The sequence below is a fragment of the Archangium sp. Cb G35 genome, assembly GCF_001896145.1.
Lineage (GTDB): Bacteria > Myxococcota > Myxococcia > Myxococcales > Myxococcaceae > Archangium > Archangium violaceum.
The window spans coordinates 79,293-97,063 of the sequence record NZ_MPOI01000001.1; the positions used below are offsets into that span (position 1 = coordinate 79,293).

10 protein-coding genes are annotated in these 17,771 nt (G+C 69.6%); 6 read left to right on the plus strand and 4 right to left on the minus strand.

The genetic code is table 11. The annotated features are described in order from the left end of the window. Nucleotides 1–2 precede the first annotated feature (2 nt). On the minus strand, nt 3–836 hold the full coding sequence (gene modA, locus BO221_RS00360; RefSeq protein ID WP_073558350.1) for a molybdate ABC transporter substrate-binding protein: 834 nt from the start codon (nt 834–836) through the stop codon (nt 3–5). A 371-nt stretch (nt 837–1,207) separates the two neighbouring features. On the opposite strand from modA, the gene BO221_RS00365 reads away from it, so the two are divergent. From BO221_RS00365 to BO221_RS00390, 6 genes are all read left to right on the plus strand, one after another. After that, nucleotides 1,208–1,765, plus strand: coding sequence for an Ig-like domain-containing protein (locus BO221_RS00365; RefSeq protein WP_073558351.1), 558 nt, complete (start codon nt 1,208–1,210; stop codon nt 1,763–1,765). 639 nt (nt 1,766–2,404) lie between these two features. Continuing rightward, entirely contained in the window at nt 2,405–4,258 is a 1,854-nt protein-coding gene (locus BO221_RS00370) for a fibronectin type III domain-containing protein (RefSeq protein WP_073558352.1), read from the plus strand. A 297-nt stretch (nt 4,259–4,555) separates the two neighbouring features. Continuing rightward, nucleotides 4,556–9,370, plus strand: coding sequence for a copper oxidase (locus BO221_RS00375; protein ID WP_073558353.1), 4,815 nt, complete (start codon nt 4,556–4,558; stop codon nt 9,368–9,370). Nucleotides 9,371–9,463: 93 nt separating this feature from the next. Further along, nucleotides 9,464–11,461: a YncE family protein gene (locus BO221_RS00380; protein WP_073559367.1), complete on the plus strand. Its 1,998-nt coding sequence runs from the start codon at nt 9,464–9,466 to the stop codon at nt 11,459–11,461. Further along, on the plus strand, nt 11,458–12,591 hold the full coding sequence (locus tag BO221_RS00385; protein ID WP_073558354.1) for an SCO family protein: 1,134 nt from the start codon (nt 11,458–11,460) through the stop codon (nt 12,589–12,591). Before BO221_RS00380 ends, BO221_RS00385 begins: the two co-directional genes overlap by 4 nt. Then, entirely contained in the window at nt 12,578–14,245 is a 1,668-nt protein-coding gene (locus BO221_RS00390; protein ID WP_083680597.1) for an ABC transporter substrate-binding protein, read from the plus strand. The genes BO221_RS00385 and BO221_RS00390 overlap by 14 nt, the downstream gene beginning before the upstream one ends. A 9-nt stretch (nt 14,246–14,254) precedes the next feature. On the opposite strand, the gene BO221_RS00395 is transcribed toward BO221_RS00390, so the two are convergent. The 3 genes from BO221_RS00395 to BO221_RS00405 all read right to left on the minus strand — a co-directional run bounded on the left by BO221_RS00395 (nt 14,255) and on the right by BO221_RS00405 (nt 17,740). Beyond that, nucleotides 14,255–14,557, minus strand: a complete 303-nt coding sequence (locus BO221_RS00395) for a hypothetical protein (protein WP_073558355.1) — start codon at nt 14,555–14,557, stop codon at nt 14,255–14,257. 120 nt (nt 14,558–14,677) lie between these two features. After that, entirely contained in the window at nt 14,678–15,433 is a 756-nt protein-coding gene (locus BO221_RS00400; RefSeq protein WP_073558356.1) for an energy transducer TonB, read from the minus strand. A gap of 111 nt (nt 15,434–15,544) precedes the next feature. Beyond that, entirely contained in the window at nt 15,545–17,740 is a 2,196-nt protein-coding gene (locus BO221_RS00405; protein WP_233165557.1) for an adenylate/guanylate cyclase domain-containing protein, read from the minus strand. Nucleotides 17,741–17,771: the final 31 nt, after the last annotated feature.

The following is a 17,771-nucleotide window of genomic DNA, read 5'->3' on the forward strand; positions in this document are numbered from 1 at the left end:
CTTCACTCCTCGGGCAGGGAGAAGCCGTAGCGCTCGAGCACCGCCGTGCCCTCGGGGCCGAGCAGGTGGCCGCGGAACTCCCGGGCGAGCGCCGGATCCTTCGCGCGTTTCAGGATGGCGCCCCCCTGCTCCATGCGCGGGTAGGCGTCGAGCGGCACCACCCAGGCGTTGCCCTGCTCCTTCATGGCCGGGGCGAGCGCGAGTGCCAGGGCGATGATGCCCGCGTCCGCGGCTCCGCTCTGCACGAACTGCGCGGTCTGCGCGATGTTCTCCCCGAGCACCAGCTTGTCCTTCACGGTGTCGTACACGCCCTGGCTCTTCAGGGCGGCCTCGGCGGCCCGGCCGTAGGGGGCATGCTGGGGGTTGGCGATGGCGATGCGCCGGGCGGCCGGTTCGCGCAGGGCCTCCATTCCGCGCTGCTCCACGGGCAGCGGCGAGTCCCTGGGCACCCACACCACGATGCGGCCCACGGCGTAGAGGAAGACCTCGCCCGCCACCAGTCCCTGCCCGGCCAGTTCGCGCGGATAGGCCACGTCCGCGGAGAGGAAGACGTCGAAGGGGGCGCCGTTGCCAATCTGCGCGAGGAAGTTGCCCGACGAGCCGTAGGTGACCTGGATGTCCGCGCCGGGGTGCTTCGCGCGGAATCGCACCAGCACCTCGTCCAGCGCGAACTTCAGGTCCGAGGCCGCGGCGATGGTCAACGTCCGCTTCTGCTCGGTGCCCCCGGACGGGGTGGGGCTGGCAACGGCTCCATTCTCGCGCAGGCCCACCCGCAGGCCCGCCGCGATGATGATCAGGGCGCCCGCGGCGAGCGCTCCCTTCACGATGACGTTCATCCGGTCCCTTCCCAGGAGGGTGCTCCCCGCCCTGGGCCCCCGGTGTACGCGGGGGCGATCATGACGTCCGCAGCTTAACGGGGCCCGCGTGGGGGGCGGTGACAAGAAGTCCCGGGTGCGGCGCGCGGGGTGACAGCCGGGTGACACGCAGCGTGGAGTTTTTTCCCCGATGTCCTCGGGCGAGGCTGAAAGAACTTCCGTCTTTCCGCCACCGCCCGCCGTGAGCCGATCTCCAGGAAAGATGGCACAAGCCAGGAGAAATCGGCCAACCCGCTGTTTTCCCGAAAGAAAGGGAGGGAGGGTGCGAGCCACCCCCGGGAACGGGTGGACTGTCCGGGGTCCGGCACGGTTCTGGCTACAGATGACCGGTGATGGCACCGAGCAAGAATCAGAAGCGGATCTACAACCACTCCATCTGGGAAACCTGGATGCCCTCGGCGGGCGTCGTCGCCCTGGTGGGTGCCCACATCCTGGCCGCCTCGCTGGGCCTGTACTCGTCGGCACCGGACGTGAAGGTGCTCCAGCCCGCCACGGGCGCGTCCATCAGTGGACACCTGGAGATCTCGGTCCAGGCGGACGACGGTCCCACGGGTTCGGGGGTGCGGAGCGTGGAGTACCAGCTGGGCTCCACCTCGGGCGTCTGGAAGCCGCTGACGCTGGACCCGGAGTCCATGACCTACAAGGCGAGCACCAAGGCGGGAGCCGTGCCGGCCGGGGGCCATGAGCTCTACATCCGCGCGGTGGACTTCACGGGCAACCTGCGCACCGTGTTCGTCACGGTGAAGGTGGACCCGTCCTCCGCCGAGCCTCGTGAGGAGCTCGCGCCCCGGCCCGTGGTGGACGGCACGCAGGATCTCTCCTCGAAGCGCGAGGACGAGCGGCGGGGGTGGGGCGGGAACCTTCTCTCGGTCCTGCTCCGGTCGCACTGAAGGCCGCCGTCCACCGGGGCGCTCCGTGTGCCCCGCGCAGTCCGGGTTGATGCAGTCCCCGCGGTCTCTTCACCGATGTTGGCCTGGCGCTCCACGAGCCCGCCTCCGGTGAAGCCTCTCGCGGATTCCAACCACCCCCCCGCGGGACACTGAATTCCTTTCAGGAACGCGGGGCGGCCGTGCGCCCGCTGACGGACAGCACGCTTCCGTCTCACTGCAGCCGCTGCAATGGCACTGCAAGAACCGGTAGGTTTTGCCGGATACCGCACGGAACGGCTGAAAGAACTCCCGGATGGCGGCGCTGCCTGGAGAGCGTCCGGGCGGGTGCGCAAGTCCATGGGCCCTTCGTGCGTTCGAAGGTGAACCGATAACCCCGCGTTTTCCCGAAAGAAAAGAATCTGGAGGTTCGCCCGGCCCTCCGGGGTGAGCCGAGTGTTCAGCGAACGGCACGAATCTGGCTTTTGTCGCGGCCCGACAGCGTTCCCGCCCGGGGCGCGGTGCCGTCGAGCCCGGGTGATGGCGTGCCCTGTGTCGATGTCTGTGTTTGTAGCGTGCCGGTGACAGGCTTTGCGCCCGTCTCCGCCAGGGCCGCGTCATGTCCTCGGCAGTCCTTCCCCCACATCAAGGTTGGAGTTGAACATGCATTGGAGATATGGAGCGGCGCTCCTGGCGTCCCTGGCGAGCACCCCCGCGCTGGCGTTGCTCGGGCTGGACTCGACGCCCCCCACGGTGACGATCGTGAAGCCCGCGAGTGGCGCGGCCGTCAGTGGCCAGGCCGCCCTCGAGGTCCGCGCGGATGACGGGCTGTTGGGCTCGGGCATCAGCCGGGTGGAGTACCAGGTCGACACCGCGGACGGTGTCTGGACGGCGCTGTCCGGGAGCCTGCTGTCGACGACGTACCGGGGCACGTGGAACACCACGGCGGTGGCGGATGGCAGCCACAGCGTGTACGTCCGGGCCACGGACGGGGATGGGAACCAGCGGCTGGTGTACACCGTGGCGGTGGTGGGCAATCCCCCCGCGGCACCCACGGGGGTGAAGGTGGCCGCGCAGGTGGCCGCGAGCAACGGCGGGTACCTGGACCTCTCCTGGAGCTCCAATACGGAGATGGACCTGGTGGGCTACGCGGTCTACCGGAGCACCACGCCCGGAGGCCCGTACACGAAGGTGGCGGCCACCTCGGTGAGCTTCCACCGGGACCAGGGGCTGAGCAACGGCACCTCCTACTACTACGTGGTGGCGGCGGTGGACGTGGCGGGCAACGAGTCCCCGCGCTCCGGTGAGGTGTCCGGGATGCCCATCGACAACCGCGCTCCATTCGCGAGCGGGATGGTGGCGGCGGCGGGGCCCACCTTCGCCGATATCTCCTGGACCACGGACGAGCCGGCGAGCTCGCAGGTGGAGTACGGCACCACCAGCGCGCTGGGTTCCGCGACGGGCGTGGAGCTGGCGCGCACCACGAGCCATGGGGTGAGCCTCACGAGCCTGCAGCCGAACACGACGTACTTCTACCGGGTCCGCTCGGTGGACGCGTCGGGCAACGCGGGTGCCTCGCAGGTGCTCGCGTTCTCCACGGGCGTGGATCTGGCGCCCACGGTGGGCATCGTGAACCTGGCCGAGGGGGCGGTGCTCCAAGGAGCCATCACCTTGCAGGCCCAGGCCTCGGATGACTTCGGTGTCGCCAAGGTCGAGTACACGGTGGGAGGGATTGTCTGGAACGCCATGGGCTTCAACAGCCTGACGGGGAACTACGAGGTCCGGCTGGACACGAACAACCTGGAGGAGGGGGCACAGGTGCTGGGCGTCCGGGCGACGGACGGCGCGAGGCAGGTAGCGCAGACCTCCATCAACGTGACGGTGGACCGGGGTGCGCCGGCGGTGGACATGATCTCTCCGGTGGTGGACGCGCACCTGGCGGGAGGAATCGAGCACCTGGTGCAGGTCTCCGCGACGGATTCGGGCTCGGGCATCACGGCGGTGGACTGGCAGTTGTACGCGGTGCCGCTGGGGGTGGAGATCGAGGAGGCTCCGCAGCCGGACCCGGCGCTCTGGCAGCCGCTGACGCTCAACGCGCAGACGGGCGGGTACGAGACGAACTGGCTGGCGCCGGTGGTGGTGGTGGAGCAGGTCATCTACCTGTACGCACGGGCGACGGACGGACTGGGCAAGAGCACCACGTTCGTGAGGGAGGTGACGGTGCTGGCGACGGGGCGTGACTTTGAGTTCACGGGCTCTGGAGGCCAGTCGCTGTCGGGCACGGTGGCCATCGCGCCGGACACGGTGAATGGTGGCAACCGCATTGGCTTGCAACTGATTGGCCGGTTCCTGACGCCTGGGGGCCAATACCGGCTGACGGTGAGCGGAGAAGGCGCCAGTCACACGGTGGAGTTCACGGCGGATGCACGCGGCAGGGGAGTGGCCGAGGCGGAGTCGGCCACGGCAATGACAGACGTAGCCAGCGCGACGCTCACGCCCACGGGCCCCGGTTTCTAACCTGACCACTCCTCCCTCGCCCCCCGGGAGAGGGTCGGGGTGAGGGTATCCGTCTCCGTGCTCCACCCCCGTGAGCACGGAGCGCATCACTGGCTCAGGGGCCCTCTCCCCAGGCCCCTGACCCATCGCCGTGACACCCAAGCCAGCAATGCCCATCCAGTCATGAGAACTCCCGTCATCCCATCACGACGTCGCAACACCCTCCGAGCCGTGCTGCTATGGACCAGCGTGCTGTCCGCGGGCTGTGATCCACGGCCACCCTCCTCCGCGGACGAACCGAGCCCATCCGCCGTGCCAATGGACGAGCACCGCGCGGGGCTGGCGTCCTGTTCGCGGACACTGACGGCGGACGTGGTCGCGCTCGACCAGGTCATCACCTACAACCGCTTCGGGTCGTTCAACCCGGTGGGGATGATCTACGCCCTGAAGCGGGACGTGGTGGCGGTGGATCCCTCGTTCCCGCCGGGCCCGGGCAACGTGCGCCTGAAGGACGGCAAGCGCCCGCGTCCCCTCACGCTGCGGGCGAACGTGGGGGACTGCCTGCAGGTGCGTTTCACCAACTGGCTGGCGCCCACGCGGGAGCAGATTCCGCTGCACGGGGTGCCGGACTGGGCGTACGACCGGACGCCCGAGCCACCGGAGCCGGGGGAGGAGCCGGACAACGGGGACATGCGGAGTGACTCACCGGCGACGCGGCTCGCCTCGTTCCACGTCAACGGCTTGCAGCCGCTGGACATCATGTCGGACGGCTCGAACGTGGGCTTCAACTGGAGCTCGCTGGCGAGGCCGGGCGAGACGCGCGTCTACAACTGGCACGCGGACCGGGAGGGGGCCTTCTTCGTCGAGAGCCTGGGTGCGCCGGTGGGCGGCGAGGGCATGGGAGGCTCGACGACGCACGGCCTGTTCGGCGCGGTGAACGTGGAGCCGGCGGGTTCCATCTGGTACCGCTCGCAGGTGACGGCGGAGCAGCTGGCGGCGGCGACGCGGAAGGACCCCGCCACGGGGCAGCCGCTGCGCAACCCGGATGGCACGCCGCTCCTCGACTACAACGCGGTGGACGCGGCGGGCATCCCCCTCCTGCGGATGACCACGGCGGGCGGGGAGATCGTCCATGGCGATCTCAACGCCATCATCAGCGGCTACTCCGGCTCGGCGATGAACAGCAGCGTGTCGCTGAACGAGGGCCGGTTCCGCGAATTCACCGTGCTCTTCCATGACGAGATGAAGGCGGTGCAGGCGTTCCAGGAGCTGGAGGCGCGCCCGATGCTGCACGGCGTGCGGGACGGCTTCGGCATCAACTATGGCGCCTCGGGCCTGGGCTCGGAGCTGTTGGCCAACCGCAAGAAGATTGGCCCCACGAAGGATTGCGCCGAGTGCAAGTTCGAGGAGTTCTTCCTCGAGTCCTGGGCGAACGGAGATCCAGCGCTGAACGTGGAGCGGGACGCGGAGGGCAGGGCGGTGGCGGCGCTCTACCCGGATGACCCGTCCAACGTGCACCACAGCTATCTGGGAGATCCGGTGCGCATCCGCAACATCCACGCGGGGCCCAAGGAGACGCACGTCTTCCACCTGCACGGCCACCAGTGGCTGCACGCATGGGCGGACGACAACTCCACCTACCTGGACTCGCAGACGATCGGCCCGGGCGGTGCCTTCACGTACGACATCACCTACGGCGGCGCGGGCAACCGCAACCTCACGGTGGGCGATGCCATCATGCACTGCCACCTCTACCCGCACTTCGCGCAGGGCATGTGGTCGCTGTGGCGGGCGCATGACGTCTTCGAGGCGGGGACGGCGGATCGCCGGCTTCCGGACGGGGAGATCGGCGGGGGCACGCCCAACCCGGCGGTGGTGCCCGTGCCCGGCCGCGCCATGCCGCCCATGCCCACCTATGCGCCCACGCAGGTGGCGCTGGCCAGCGGTGGCACCTCGCAGCGCCCGGCCGTGCCCGGTTACCCCTTCTTCGTCGCGGGAGTGCCGGGCCACCGGCCCCCGCAGCCGCCGCTCGACCTCGAGCACAACGGCGGCCTGCCGCGGCACATCATGACGGGGGTGCCCGCCACGCCGCACGCGGTGGAGTACGGCCGGCGCGGCGAGTTCGACGTGGAGGTGCACGAGGCCCACATCAAGCTGCTGCCCGAGGACGGCACGCCGGGCGAGCAGGTGGCGATGCAGTACCACGCGGGACAACTCCCGGGCGCGGCCCGCATCAACACGCGTTACGGCTGGCCCGCGGCGGGCTACCCGGCCTACACGCCCGAGGGCCAGCAGGGCTGGTTCCTCGTCAACGGCCAGCCGCCCAAGCCGGGCGCTCCGTTCGCCGAGCCCTGCAAGCCGGGCGCTCCCGAGCGCAACTACCGCGCGGCCTACGTGCAGACGGACCTGACGGTGAACAAGGCGGGCTGGCATGACCCGCAGGGCCGCATCATGGTGCTCGAGCGTGACGTGCAGGCCACGCTGGACAAGACGCGCTCGCCCGAGCCCTTCTTCTTCCGGGCCAACTCCGGCGACTGCATCAACTTCACCGCCACCAACCTCATCCCGGACGCGCTGCAGGCGGATGACTTCCAGATCTTCACGCCCACGGACACCATCGGCCAGCACATCCACCTGGTGAAGTTCGACGTGACGGCCTCGGACGGCGCTGGCAACGGCTGGAACTACGAGGATGGCACCTTCTCGGCGGACGACGTGCGCCACCGCATCAACGCGGCCAACGCGGCCGGGGGCGCCTTCGCGGCGGACGGCGCGCTGACGGCGACGGGCTCGCGCGTGTTCCTCTCGGCCACCTCGCACCCGCGCATTCCCGGGGCGCCGCTGGGCGCGCAGAGCACCCGCCAGCGCTGGTGGGCGGATCCGCTCGTCAACAGCGGCGGGAAGGACCGCACCATGCGCACCGTCTTCACGCATGACCACTTCACGCCCTCGTCCGCCCAGCACCACGGCTTCTACGGCGCGCTGGTGGTGGAGCCGGCCGGCAGCACCTGGAGGGATCCGGTGACGGGCACCGTCTTCGGCACGCGTGACGATGGCGGCCCCACCAGCTTCAAGGCGGACATCCTCACCGCGGACCCCAAGGAGAGCTTCCGCGAGTTCAACCTGGCCTTCGCCGACTACGCCATCGTCTACGACGCCAGCGGCAAGCCGGTGAATCCGCCCACCATTCACGAGGTGGCGCTGCCCAGGGCCGTGGAGCACCCGGCGGGCGTCGTGGCCCCCGAGGTCCTCTCCACCGCGGATCCGGGCTCCATGCTCGTCAACTACCGCCACGAGCCCATTCCGCTGCGCATCGCCTCGCGCGGACCGGACGGCCAGTGGTCACCCCGGCCCGGAGCGCTGGGCGACATGGCCAATGTGTTCCGCTCGGACCTGCACGGCGACCCGCACACGCCGCTGCTGCCGGTGTACGAGGGAGACCGGGTGCAGATCCGCATGATTCAAGGCGCCCAGGAGGACCAGCACGTCTTCACCCTCAACGGACTGAGGTGGTTGCACGAGCCGGATCGCAAGGACAGCGGCTTCGTCAACGGCCAGGCCATCGGCATCTCCGAGCACATGGAGTTCATGCTGGAGATTCCAGGCAACAAGAACCTGCTCGGCGCGGCGGACTACCTGTACCAGGGCGCCTCCACGGACGACCTGTGGAACGGGATGTGGGGCATCCTCCGCTCGTATGGCCAGGCGCGCCCGGATCTCAAGCCGCTGCCCAACAACACCGCACGCATCGATCTGACCAAGGTGGTGCCCGCGTGCCCCGCCACGGCGCCGAAGCGGCAGTACACCGTCCATGCCATCACCGCCCGGGGCAACGTGCCGGGGGGCAGGCTCGTCTACAGCCAGAAGCACGGGCTGTATGACCCGGACGCCATCCTCTTCGTGAAGGCCGAGCACCTGGCCGCCGTGCGCTCGGGTGCGCGCCGTCCCGAGCCCCTCATCCTCCGGGCCTCCGCGGGCGATTGCATCGAGGTGAAGCTCGTCAACGAGTTGCCCACGCAGTTCTCCCGGTCTCCGCACTGGAACTACCTCACGCCCATCACCGATGGCTTCAACGTCAACCAGGTGCCCATGTCCAGCCAGGTGTCGCTGCACCCGCAGCTGCTCCAGTACGACGTGAACCGTGGGGACGGTGCCAACGTGGGCTACAACAGCGTGCAGACGGTGGCCCCCGGCCAGTCGCGCACCTACCAGTGGTACGCCGGGCGCTACGAGGTGACGAAGCTCTCCTCGGGCATCAACCTGCTCGACTGGACCATCCAGGCGCTGCTCGCGTCCGCGGACTTCAATCTCACGGACCAGGGCGGCAACACGCTCCTGTTCGAGGGCAAGCCGGTGGAACTGGGCGCCGTCAACCTGCGTGACATGGCGGACGTGGTGACCCACGGCATGCACGGCGCGGTGGGCACGCTCATCGTCGAGCCGCAGGGCGCCACCTGGAGCACGGACCCGGGCACCGAGGCCCAGGCCACGGTGACGTACAAGACCCGGAGCGGCACCACCACGTCCTTCCGCGAGTTCGTGCTCGTCTACCAGGACGAGCTCGCGCTCCACAGCGATCGGCCGGAGTTCCAGTCGAACGATCCGGACCTCAACGGAGGCACCGCACTGCGCAACATGAGCGGCGCGGACGACGCCGAGGACGTGGGGCACAAGGGCTTCAACTACCGCACCGAGCCCCTCTGGGCCCGGCTCGGCCTGCCGCCTCACGCCAGCGAGGGCACGGTGAACGACCAGCAGCTCGGCGATGTCTTCAGCTCGCGGGTGCATGGGGATCCGGAGACGCCGGTGTTCACCGCGAAGGCCGGCGCGGCGGTCCGCTTCCGAGTGGTGCAGCCCTCGGGGCACGCGCGCCAGCACGCCTTCACCCTGCACGGCGCCGAGTGGATCCACGACGCCTGGGCGGATGGCTCCGGTTCCGACTTCCTGGGCACCAACACGAAGTCCTGCGCGATGACCACGCAGGACGGCATGTCGGTGATGAAGGCCTGGAACTTCACGCCGCTGTATGGCGCGGGCGGCGCGAACGCCATCCCCGGTGACTACATGTACCGGGATCAGCCCGCCTCCATGCTCGCCGATGGCCTGTGGGGCATCGTCCGCGTGCAGCCGTAGGCCGCGAGAGCCCCATCGGCTCCCGGGTGGCGCGGCTCTCCGTGCCGCCTGGGAGCCTCCTCCTCTCCCTCTTCCTCCCTCGATATGACCCCCATGAAGAAACTCATCGCCCTGTGCACGCTGGGGCCGTTGTCCGTCTATGTGTATGTCCAGGCGTTGCTCGGCGAGCGGCCCGCCGTGGCCGCACCCACGTCCGCGGTGGAGGCTCCCGCGCGGACGCCCACCGCTCCTGGCCCGGTGGTTCCGGAAGGCCCGCGCCTCGAGCGTGATGGTCTCTCCATCCAGTTCGACCTGCGGCCGGCCGTGGGCGCCGGTCCGGTGGAGGCGCAGTCCGAGGCCATCGCCACCTTCACCCTCACCGATGCTCGCTCCGGCCAGCCGGTGCGGGGAGCCCGCCCGCTCGGTTGGATGTCCCTGCGCGAGGGCACCGAGGCCCTCACGGATGCGCAGTGCGCCGCGAAGGTGAAGACGTACCTGGGTGGACTGTTGTCGGTCCAGGCGGACGCGGACCTGAACTCGTACTTCGTGCTCGCGCTGAACCACGACAACTCCATCTCCGTCATCAATCCGCAGCTGGCCTTCAACCGCACGAAGCTGCGCAGCCTCGTCACGCTCTCCGCGCCAGCGGAGGACTGGGCGCTTCACCCGGATCGGAGCGCGCTGTACGTGAGCCTGCCCACGGCCCACCGCGTGTCGCGGGTGGACACGCGCACCTTCCTGGCCAGTGCCCACGTGGAGGTGGGCCGCGCGCCGACGCGCCTGGCGCTCTCTCCGGACGGGCGGACGCTCTGGGTGGGCAATGATGGGGACGGCACCGTCACCGTCATCGACCACCGCACGCAGAAGGCGCTCGCGACGGTGGAGGTGGGGGAGGGGCACCATGAGTTCGCCTTCGCGGACGACGGGCGCACGGCCTGGGTGACGAGCGAGGCCTCGGACGAGGTGGCGGTGATCGACACGGTCACCTTCGAACTCCTGGAGCGGGTGAAGGTGGGGCGTGGAGCGGTGGCCATCGCCGCGAGCGACACGGCCCGCGCGGTGTACGTGGCCAACGGCCGGACGGGCGAGGTGGTGGTGGTCCATGGCCGGACGCTCTCGGTGACGGGCCGCGTGGCGCTCTCGCCCGGCTTGAAGTCGGTGCGGTTCGATCCCTCGGGCCGCTGGGCCTTCGTGGTGAATGGTGCGCGCAACGAGGTGCCGGTGCTGGATGCCTCGTCGGGCCAGGTCCGGCACGTGCTCGCCGGCTTCGACGCGCCCGACGCGGTGTCCTTCACGGACGGCTATGCCTACGTGCGCAACACCGGGGACGCGCGCATTTCGCTGGTGAAGCTGGCCTCGCTGGACCAGCCGGAGGCCCCGGGCGTGGTGGACGTGCAGGTCGGCCAGAAGGCTCCCGAGGAGGCGCGGGGGCTCGGGCTCGCCGGTCCGTTCGCGCCCGTGCCCGAGGGCGATGGCGTCATCGTGTCCAGCCCGGCGGACAAGGCGCTCTACTTCTACCGCGAGGGCATGATGGCCCCGATGGGCACGCTGCTGAACTATGGCCGCGAGCCCAAGGCCGTGCTCGTCCTGGATCGTTCGCTCCGGGAGGTACGGCCCGGCGTGTACAGCACGCAGGTGCGAGTGAAGGATCCCGGCACCCATGACGTGGCGTTCCTCCTGGACAGCCCGCGCGTCGTGGCCTGTCTGGAGCAGCGGGTGGGTGCCTCACCGGAGGTGACGGCGCGGCAGGCGCACCGGGTGCAACTGGAGCCGCGGTTCGATGCCTCCATGCGCTGGAAGGCCGGCGAGGAGCACGCGCTGCGCTTCCGGCTCACGGACTCCGGTTCTGGCGAGCCGGTGAGTGCCGGGGAGGTCACCGTGCTGCTCTTCCGCTCGCCTGGTGCGTGGCAGTGGCGCGGCAGCCCGCGAGCGGTGGGAGATGGCGAGTTCGAGGTCACCTTCCGCCCGCCAGGTCCGGGTCAGTTCAAGTTCCTGGCCGGAGTGGAGTCCCGAGGCGCGCCGCTCGGCTCGTTCTGGCCCGTCACCCTGGGCGTGGTGGAGGGGTTGGACGCCAAGGCTGCCCCGCGCCTCGCGGGAGGAGTGAATCCATGAAGACGCGTTTGAATGGTGTGGTGCTGGCGCTGCTGCTGGCCGGCTCGGTGGCGATGGCCGGGGAGCAGGAGCCGGCTGTGGCTCCGGCCAGGAGCGAGCCAGCTCGCAAGTTGGAGATTCCCGATGAGCAGCTCGTGGATCAGGACGGCAGGCCGGTGCGCCTGTACTCGGATCTGATGAAGGGGCGGGTGGTAGCGGTGAACTTCGTCTTCACCACGTGCAGCACCATCTGCTCGCCCATGACGGCCGTCTTCAGCCGGCTGCAGAAGGAGCTGGGCGAGCGGCTGGGCAGGGACGTGTACCTCATCTCCATTTCGTTGGATCCGGCGGCGGACACCCCCGAGCGCCTCGCGCGTTACGCCGGGAAGTTCGACCGCCGCGAGGGCTGGACGTTCGTCACCGGCCCGGCGGATCGGGTCAAGCGCGCGCTCACGGCGCTGGGCGGCTCGGTGGCCACGAAGGAGTCCCACACCCCCGTGGTGCTGCTGGGCAACGAGGCCACCGGAGAGTGGACGCGCGCCTACGGCCTCTCCGCCCCCAAGCAGCTCGCCGGGCAACTCGAAGCCCTCCTCGAGGACCCCGAGCCCAAGGCTCCCGCGCGCACCGAGCGCCTGCCCATCACCGGCGGGCCCGAGGCGGATGCCGCGGCGGCCCGGTACTTCACCGACACCGAGCTCGTGGACCAGGACGGCAAGCCGCGCCGCTTCTACTCGGACCTCATCCGGGGGAAGACGGTGTTGATCAACTTCGCGTTCGCCTCGTGCAAGACGGCGTGCTCGCCCATCACCGCGAACCTCGCGCGCGTGCAGCGGCTGCTGGGGCCCCGGCTGGGCAAGGACATCCACATGATCACCATCACCGTGGACCCCGTGAACGACACGCCCGCGAAGCTCAAGGCGTTCTCCCAGCGCTTCCAGGCGAGCCCCGGCTGGTACTTCCTCTCGGGCTCCCGCGCCAACGTGAAGGCCGTGCTCGAGAAGGTCGGTGGCTACACGGAGGATCCGGAGAAACACCTGACGTCGGTGATCATCGGCGACTCCGTCACGGGCACCTGGCTGAGGGCCCTGGCCATGGCCCCGCCCGAGAACCTCGCCTACGCGGTGGAGCACCTCAACGATGAGAATCACTAGACGCCGCAATCGCCGGGTCTCCCCGGTCCCGCCTTCCGTGCGCCCGAGGGGGTGGCTCTTCGCCGTCCCCATCCTGGTGCTCGGTGCCTGGGCGGCGTGGATGCTGTTCGCGTCGAAGCCGGTTCCGGCCGAGGAGCGGAGCTCGGCCCTCTCCGCGTCCGAGCTGCGCGGCAAGGCCTTGTTCCTGCGCGGAGTGATGTCCTCGGGCGAGCCCGTGGTGGGGCGGCTGGGCCCCGAGGGTGTGGAGCTGACGGGCTCGGTGGCGGCCTGCGCCCGCTGCCATGGTCCGAGGGGAAGGGGCACCGGAGAGGGAGGGGTGGTGGCTCCGAACATCCAGGCCTCCCGGTTGTTCGCCCCGGTGTCCACGGCGGCCGCGGGTTCGGGCCAGTGGGAGCGCCCCGCGTATGACGGCGCATCGCTCACCGGGGCGCTCCGCCGGGGTGTGTCGTCCAGCGGGCGCGTGCTGGGACCGGTGATGCCCCGCTTCGAGCTGCCGGAGCGGGAGCTCGCGGACCTCCTCGCCTACCTGCACCGGCTCGGGGACGACCGGGATCCGGGTGTGTCCGACGCGCGGCTGGTGCTCGGGGCGGCGCTGCCGCTCACCGGGAAGCTGGCCCAGGTGGGGGCGGACGTGCGCGCGGTGCTGAACGCTGTCTTCGCGGAGGTGAACCAGCGGGGCGGGGTGTTTGGCCGCCAACTGGAACTGCGCGTGGAGGACGATGCGCTGGCGGTGGCGGGCATGGACGGGACCGGCCGGCTGCTGAACACGGAGGTGTTCGCGCTGGTGGGCAGTGTCCGCACGGGGCCGCGCGAGTCGGATGCCCGGCTGGAGGCGGAGGAGGTTCCTCTCGTCGCGCCGGTGGGGCTGTCGGACGTGCATGCCGAGAACGGCGGCCGGATGATCTTCTACGTGTACCCGGGCCCGGAGTTGCAGGCGCGGGTGGCCGTGCAGCACCTTCACTCCACGTGGGAGCGCAGGAAGCCCGAGCCCGTGCTCGCGGTGGTGCACGCACGCAACGGCTCGGGAGAGGCCTGGGCCCGGGGCGTGCGCACCGAGGCCGAGCGGCGGGACTGGCCTCGGCCCCGGGTCTTCTCCTACGCACCGGGCCAGCTCGACGCGGAGGAGGCCATCCGGTGGTGGGAAGGCCTGCGCGCCGGAGCGGTATTGTTCTCCGGTACAGGTGCCGAGCTGTCCGCGCTCCTGGCGCGGCCGGGGGCCGCGAGCGGGAACATTCCCCTCTACGCATCGGGCATGTTGCCGGGACTGACGGGGCCCGTGCCCACGGCCGCCGGGTCGCGGGTACGATTCATCCATCCCGCGTCACCTTCGGAGGGCCACGCGCCCGGACGGCAGGAGTTCGAGTCCTTCCTGAAGCGGCATGGACTGGCCCCGAGGAACCTCGCCTGGCAGTTGAATGCCTACGCCTCGGCGAGGCTGCTGGTGGAGGCGTTGAGGAGGAGTGGGGCGGATGTCAGCCGGGCCGGGCTCGTGTCGGCGCTGGAGTCCTTCCAGGACGTGGACACGGGCGTCACGTGGCCCATCACCTACGGCTCCCAGGGACGGGTGGGAATCCGGGGTGGCTTCATCGTACGGCCGGGCGAGGCCTCCCAGGAGGTGGCCCCGCTGTCCGACTGGATTGCCCTGTCTCCGTGAGGGGAGGACTCAGCGACGGGTGAGATCCCAGAGCGTCAGTTGGCGGGTACGGGGATCGATCGAATAGCTGCCCTCGTACCCGGCGAGTTGGAGGCGGATGGGGTGTTGCTCCTCGGACTCGTGGACCCATTGCCGCATCGCGGCGAGCCGTGCGGCCTCCTGGAGCTTGCGCTCGAGGGCCGCACGGCTGCGGCGAGGCGCATTCTCCAGCACGGCGCGGACATGCGGTGGAATCTGGACCTCGTACGGCTGAGGAGGCGAGGACGAAGTGGGAGCGTTCTGGTTTTCGAAGAGATTCTCGGAACGACGCATTGCCGCATGAAGACTCGATGACACGCTCATCGGTCACGCGTGAAAGGGGCCGTCTGATATCCCTTTCCCGGTGCGCTCTTGAAGACACGGAGCGTGTGGAGACGCCGTGGCGGACATGCGTCAGGGCAGCTCGAGCCTGACGTGGAAGGTGTAGGAAACACTTACGGGCTGGCCCTGGAAGGACACGGGGCGATAGTGGCGGCTCGTCAGCGCGTCGAGCACCGCCGCGTCCATATGGGGCAGGCCGCGGATGACGCGGCAGTTCTCGACCTCTCCTTCGCGGGTGATGGTGCACCGGGCGATGACGGTGCCGCTGACACGCGCCTCCAGGGCTTCCCGCGTGTATTGGAGCTGCGCTCCGGCGAGCAGTTGCGGTGGGGCCATGCCGGCGCCGAACGGGAGCACCTCCTCGCGGGCTCCGCTGTTCTCCCTCCACGCCTCGGGGTCGAGGTGGCCGGAGAGTGCTTCGTTCGGCCCGAGTGCGAGGGACCCGATGGTGTTGGGGGCGCAGTCAACGCAATCGGCTGGCGGCTCCTCCGAGGGGGACGCCTCGTTTCCCGGCGCCTCGTCCAGGGGAGCGGGCAGAGGACTCTTCACGAGCTGGACCAGCTCCCGGCGGGGTTTCCTCTCAGCCCGGGAACGTGGTGACTGTGTGGGCGCCGGGGTGGGCTGGGGATTCGACTCCCTGGGAGCGGGCTGCACGACGCGGCGAATGGGGCTGATCTCGCACCCCTCGAATGGGGGCTCCTGGGTGGCCCCGCCTGACAAGCCGAGCACACTGGCGAACACGCCCGCGTGCACCATCAAGGACACCCACATGCCCGCTCCGAAACGGCCCGCGCCCACGGCTGGCTGATTGATGATCGATTGGAACATCCGGACACCCTCCTGGCTGACACCGCTCAACGTACGGAGTCGGAGGAGGCCGGTGGCCTTGGCCATGCCATTTCTGCGTCATGGCCGCGTCATGCGGGCACTTCAGGCAGACTATTTGGTGTCGAGCGAGAACACGCCGTCCCAGTCCTCGGTGGGAGGTTGGAGGCTCAAGGCCTCGCAGCGGGCGGCGAAGACGCGCGAGGGCGGATCCTCGGGCGAGGAGAGGAAGCGCTCGCGGGCCTCGCTGAAGCGGCGGGAGCGGTAGAGCGCGAGTCCCTCGGCGAACCGGGCGAGGTGCGCGGGGGGAGGGGCTCCGGCCACGTCCACCAGTTCGTAGACGCGCACGGGGAGTTGCCGCCCCTTCACGCGCAGCAGATCCAGCTCCCGGGCGAGCACGGTGCCGCGAGAGGCCAGCACGGTCTCCTCGGAGACGAGGATGCGGGTGCCATACACCTTGGCGGCGCCCTCCAGGCGGGAGGCGAGGTTCACCGTGTCGCCGATGACGGTGTAGTCCTGAGCCGCGCGCGAACCGATGTTGCCCACCACGCCGGGGCCGGTGTTGAGGCCGATGCGGCAGTCCAACCGGGACACGCCTCGGGCCTCCAGCTCGGGAGCCAGCTTGTCCACCACGGCCACGAGCCGCAGCGCGGTGAGGCATGCGCGAGCCGCATGGTCCTCCTGGGGCAGTGGGGCGTTCCAGAAGCACATGATGGCGTCGCCGATGAACTTGTCGAGCGTGGCGCCGTGCTCGCCGAGCACCGCGGTGGCGCGCTCGAAGTAGCCGTTGAGCACGTCGACGAGCGCCTCGGGGCTCATCTCCTCGCTCATCGAGGTGAAGCCCACGAGATCGCTGAAGAGCACGGTGAGCTCGCGGCGCTCGCCGCCGGGGGCGGCCTTCTCGGGGTGGCGGATGAGCTCGTCCACGACCTGGGGCGCCAGGTAGCGCTTGAAGAGGCCATGGATCTGGTCTCGCTGGCGGAGGCCGGCGACCATCTCGTTGAAGGCACCGGTGAGCCGGCCCACCTCATCCGAGCCCCGGACGGGGACCTCGACGTCCAACGAGCCCAGGCGCACCTGCCGGGCGGCGGCCTCCAATTGCACCAGGGGCGCGGAGAGACGGCGCGCCAGCAACACGGCGAGGACGAAGGCCAGCAGCACCACGCCCACCGCGGTGGGCAGCATCCATTCGCGGACTTCCGTGAGGATGGGTTCGATCTCCGCGTCGAGGTTCCTCATGACGAACACCCGGCCGATTTCCGTCCCCTGCACGTCCTCGAAGACGGCCTCGCGGACGAGATAGAGGCCATCGTCAGTGAGTACTTCGAAGGCCCGGCCGGTGTTCTTTTCGTGCTCGTCCTGGGAGTCATCCTCGCGGGGCCTGTGAGCGCCATCGTCAATGGGTGCTTCGCGGGAGGTGATGGCGGTGGAGCCGGACTCGACGAGCCTCTTGCGTACCTGTTCGGGTACATCGCTGAAGGTGGCCAGCGTGCCGTCCTTGGCGAGCAGGGCGAAGCGTGCCCTGTCTCCCTGGCGGGTGGCTCCAGAGGACGCCTGCTCCTGGGCGTTCTCCCACAGCAGTTTCTTCACCCAACGGCCCGTCAGCACCACGCCAATAGGCCGGCGAACCGGCTGTTCCAGCGAGTTCTCTCCACCGGATGTGGTGACCAGGTGCGCGTGTACGAGCAACAGATCGTCTTCGCGCATGCACGGCGTCTCGTCCTTGCTCCCATCGGTGCATTCCCCGGACACGAAGGTGAAGGGCAGGCTGCGCAGGTAGGCGGGAGACCAGAGCTCGGAGACAAACCCCCCACCTTCAGAGGCGGAGTCCTGGTGCAGCGCCCGGTCCAGTAGGGGCACGCCGTTCCCGGTGTTCCCCACCTGTTCATCATCGCCGTGGGTGAAGACCAGCCGCTTGCGCACGTTGAAGAGGGCCCAGATGCTCGCTTTCTTTTCGATCCATCCGAAGACCTCGGTATCCGCGGAGATGATGATGTCACGCGCACTCTGGATGCCTTCGAGTTCGGCATCTCCGTCGTCGAGTCCGGCGATGCTGTCGTCGGAATTGACGGTGAGGGCAGCCTCCTTGAACGTGCGGTCGCGCGCATGTGCGTCGGCGACAGCGCGGGTGCGGTCCTGGGTGGCCAGGGAGAGCCGCTGGAAGGCTTCCAGCGTACGGCTCAGGTCTTCGCGGATCCTGCCCTCGGCGGCGGTCTTCACTGCTCGCCAGGTGACCACCAGCGCCACGGCGAGCGCCAGCACCGACAGCAGCATGAAGGCCGCCACGAGCCGCGCGGAGAGCGAATTCAACCCCAGTCCTCCGGCACGGGTACCAGCTTCC

Coding starts and splice junctions, on each gene's coding strand:
- BO221_RS00385 (WP_073558354.1), top strand. CDS start 11,458: ATGAAGACGCGTTTGAATGGTGTGGTGCTGGCGCTGCTGCTGGCCGGC.
- BO221_RS00365 (WP_073558351.1), top strand. CDS start 1,208: ATGGCACCGAGCAAGAATCAGAAGCGGATCTACAACCACTCCATCTGG.
- BO221_RS00380 (WP_073559367.1), top strand. CDS start 9,464: ATGAAGAAACTCATCGCCCTGTGCACGCTGGGGCCGTTGTCCGTCTAT.
- BO221_RS00395 (WP_073558355.1), bottom strand. CDS start 14,557: ATGCGTCGTTCCGAGAATCTCTTCGAAAACCAGAACGCTCCCACTTCG.
- BO221_RS00370 (WP_073558352.1), top strand. CDS start 2,405: ATGCATTGGAGATATGGAGCGGCGCTCCTGGCGTCCCTGGCGAGCACC.
- BO221_RS00400 (WP_073558356.1), bottom strand. CDS start 15,433: ATGTTCCAATCGATCATCAATCAGCCAGCCGTGGGCGCGGGCCGTTTC.
- BO221_RS00390 (WP_083680597.1), top strand. CDS start 12,578: ATGAGAATCACTAGACGCCGCAATCGCCGGGTCTCCCCGGTCCCGCCT.
- BO221_RS00375 (WP_073558353.1), top strand. CDS start 4,556: ATGGACGAGCACCGCGCGGGGCTGGCGTCCTGTTCGCGGACACTGACG.
- modA (WP_073558350.1), bottom strand. CDS start 836: ATGAACGTCATCGTGAAGGGAGCGCTCGCCGCGGGCGCCCTGATCATC.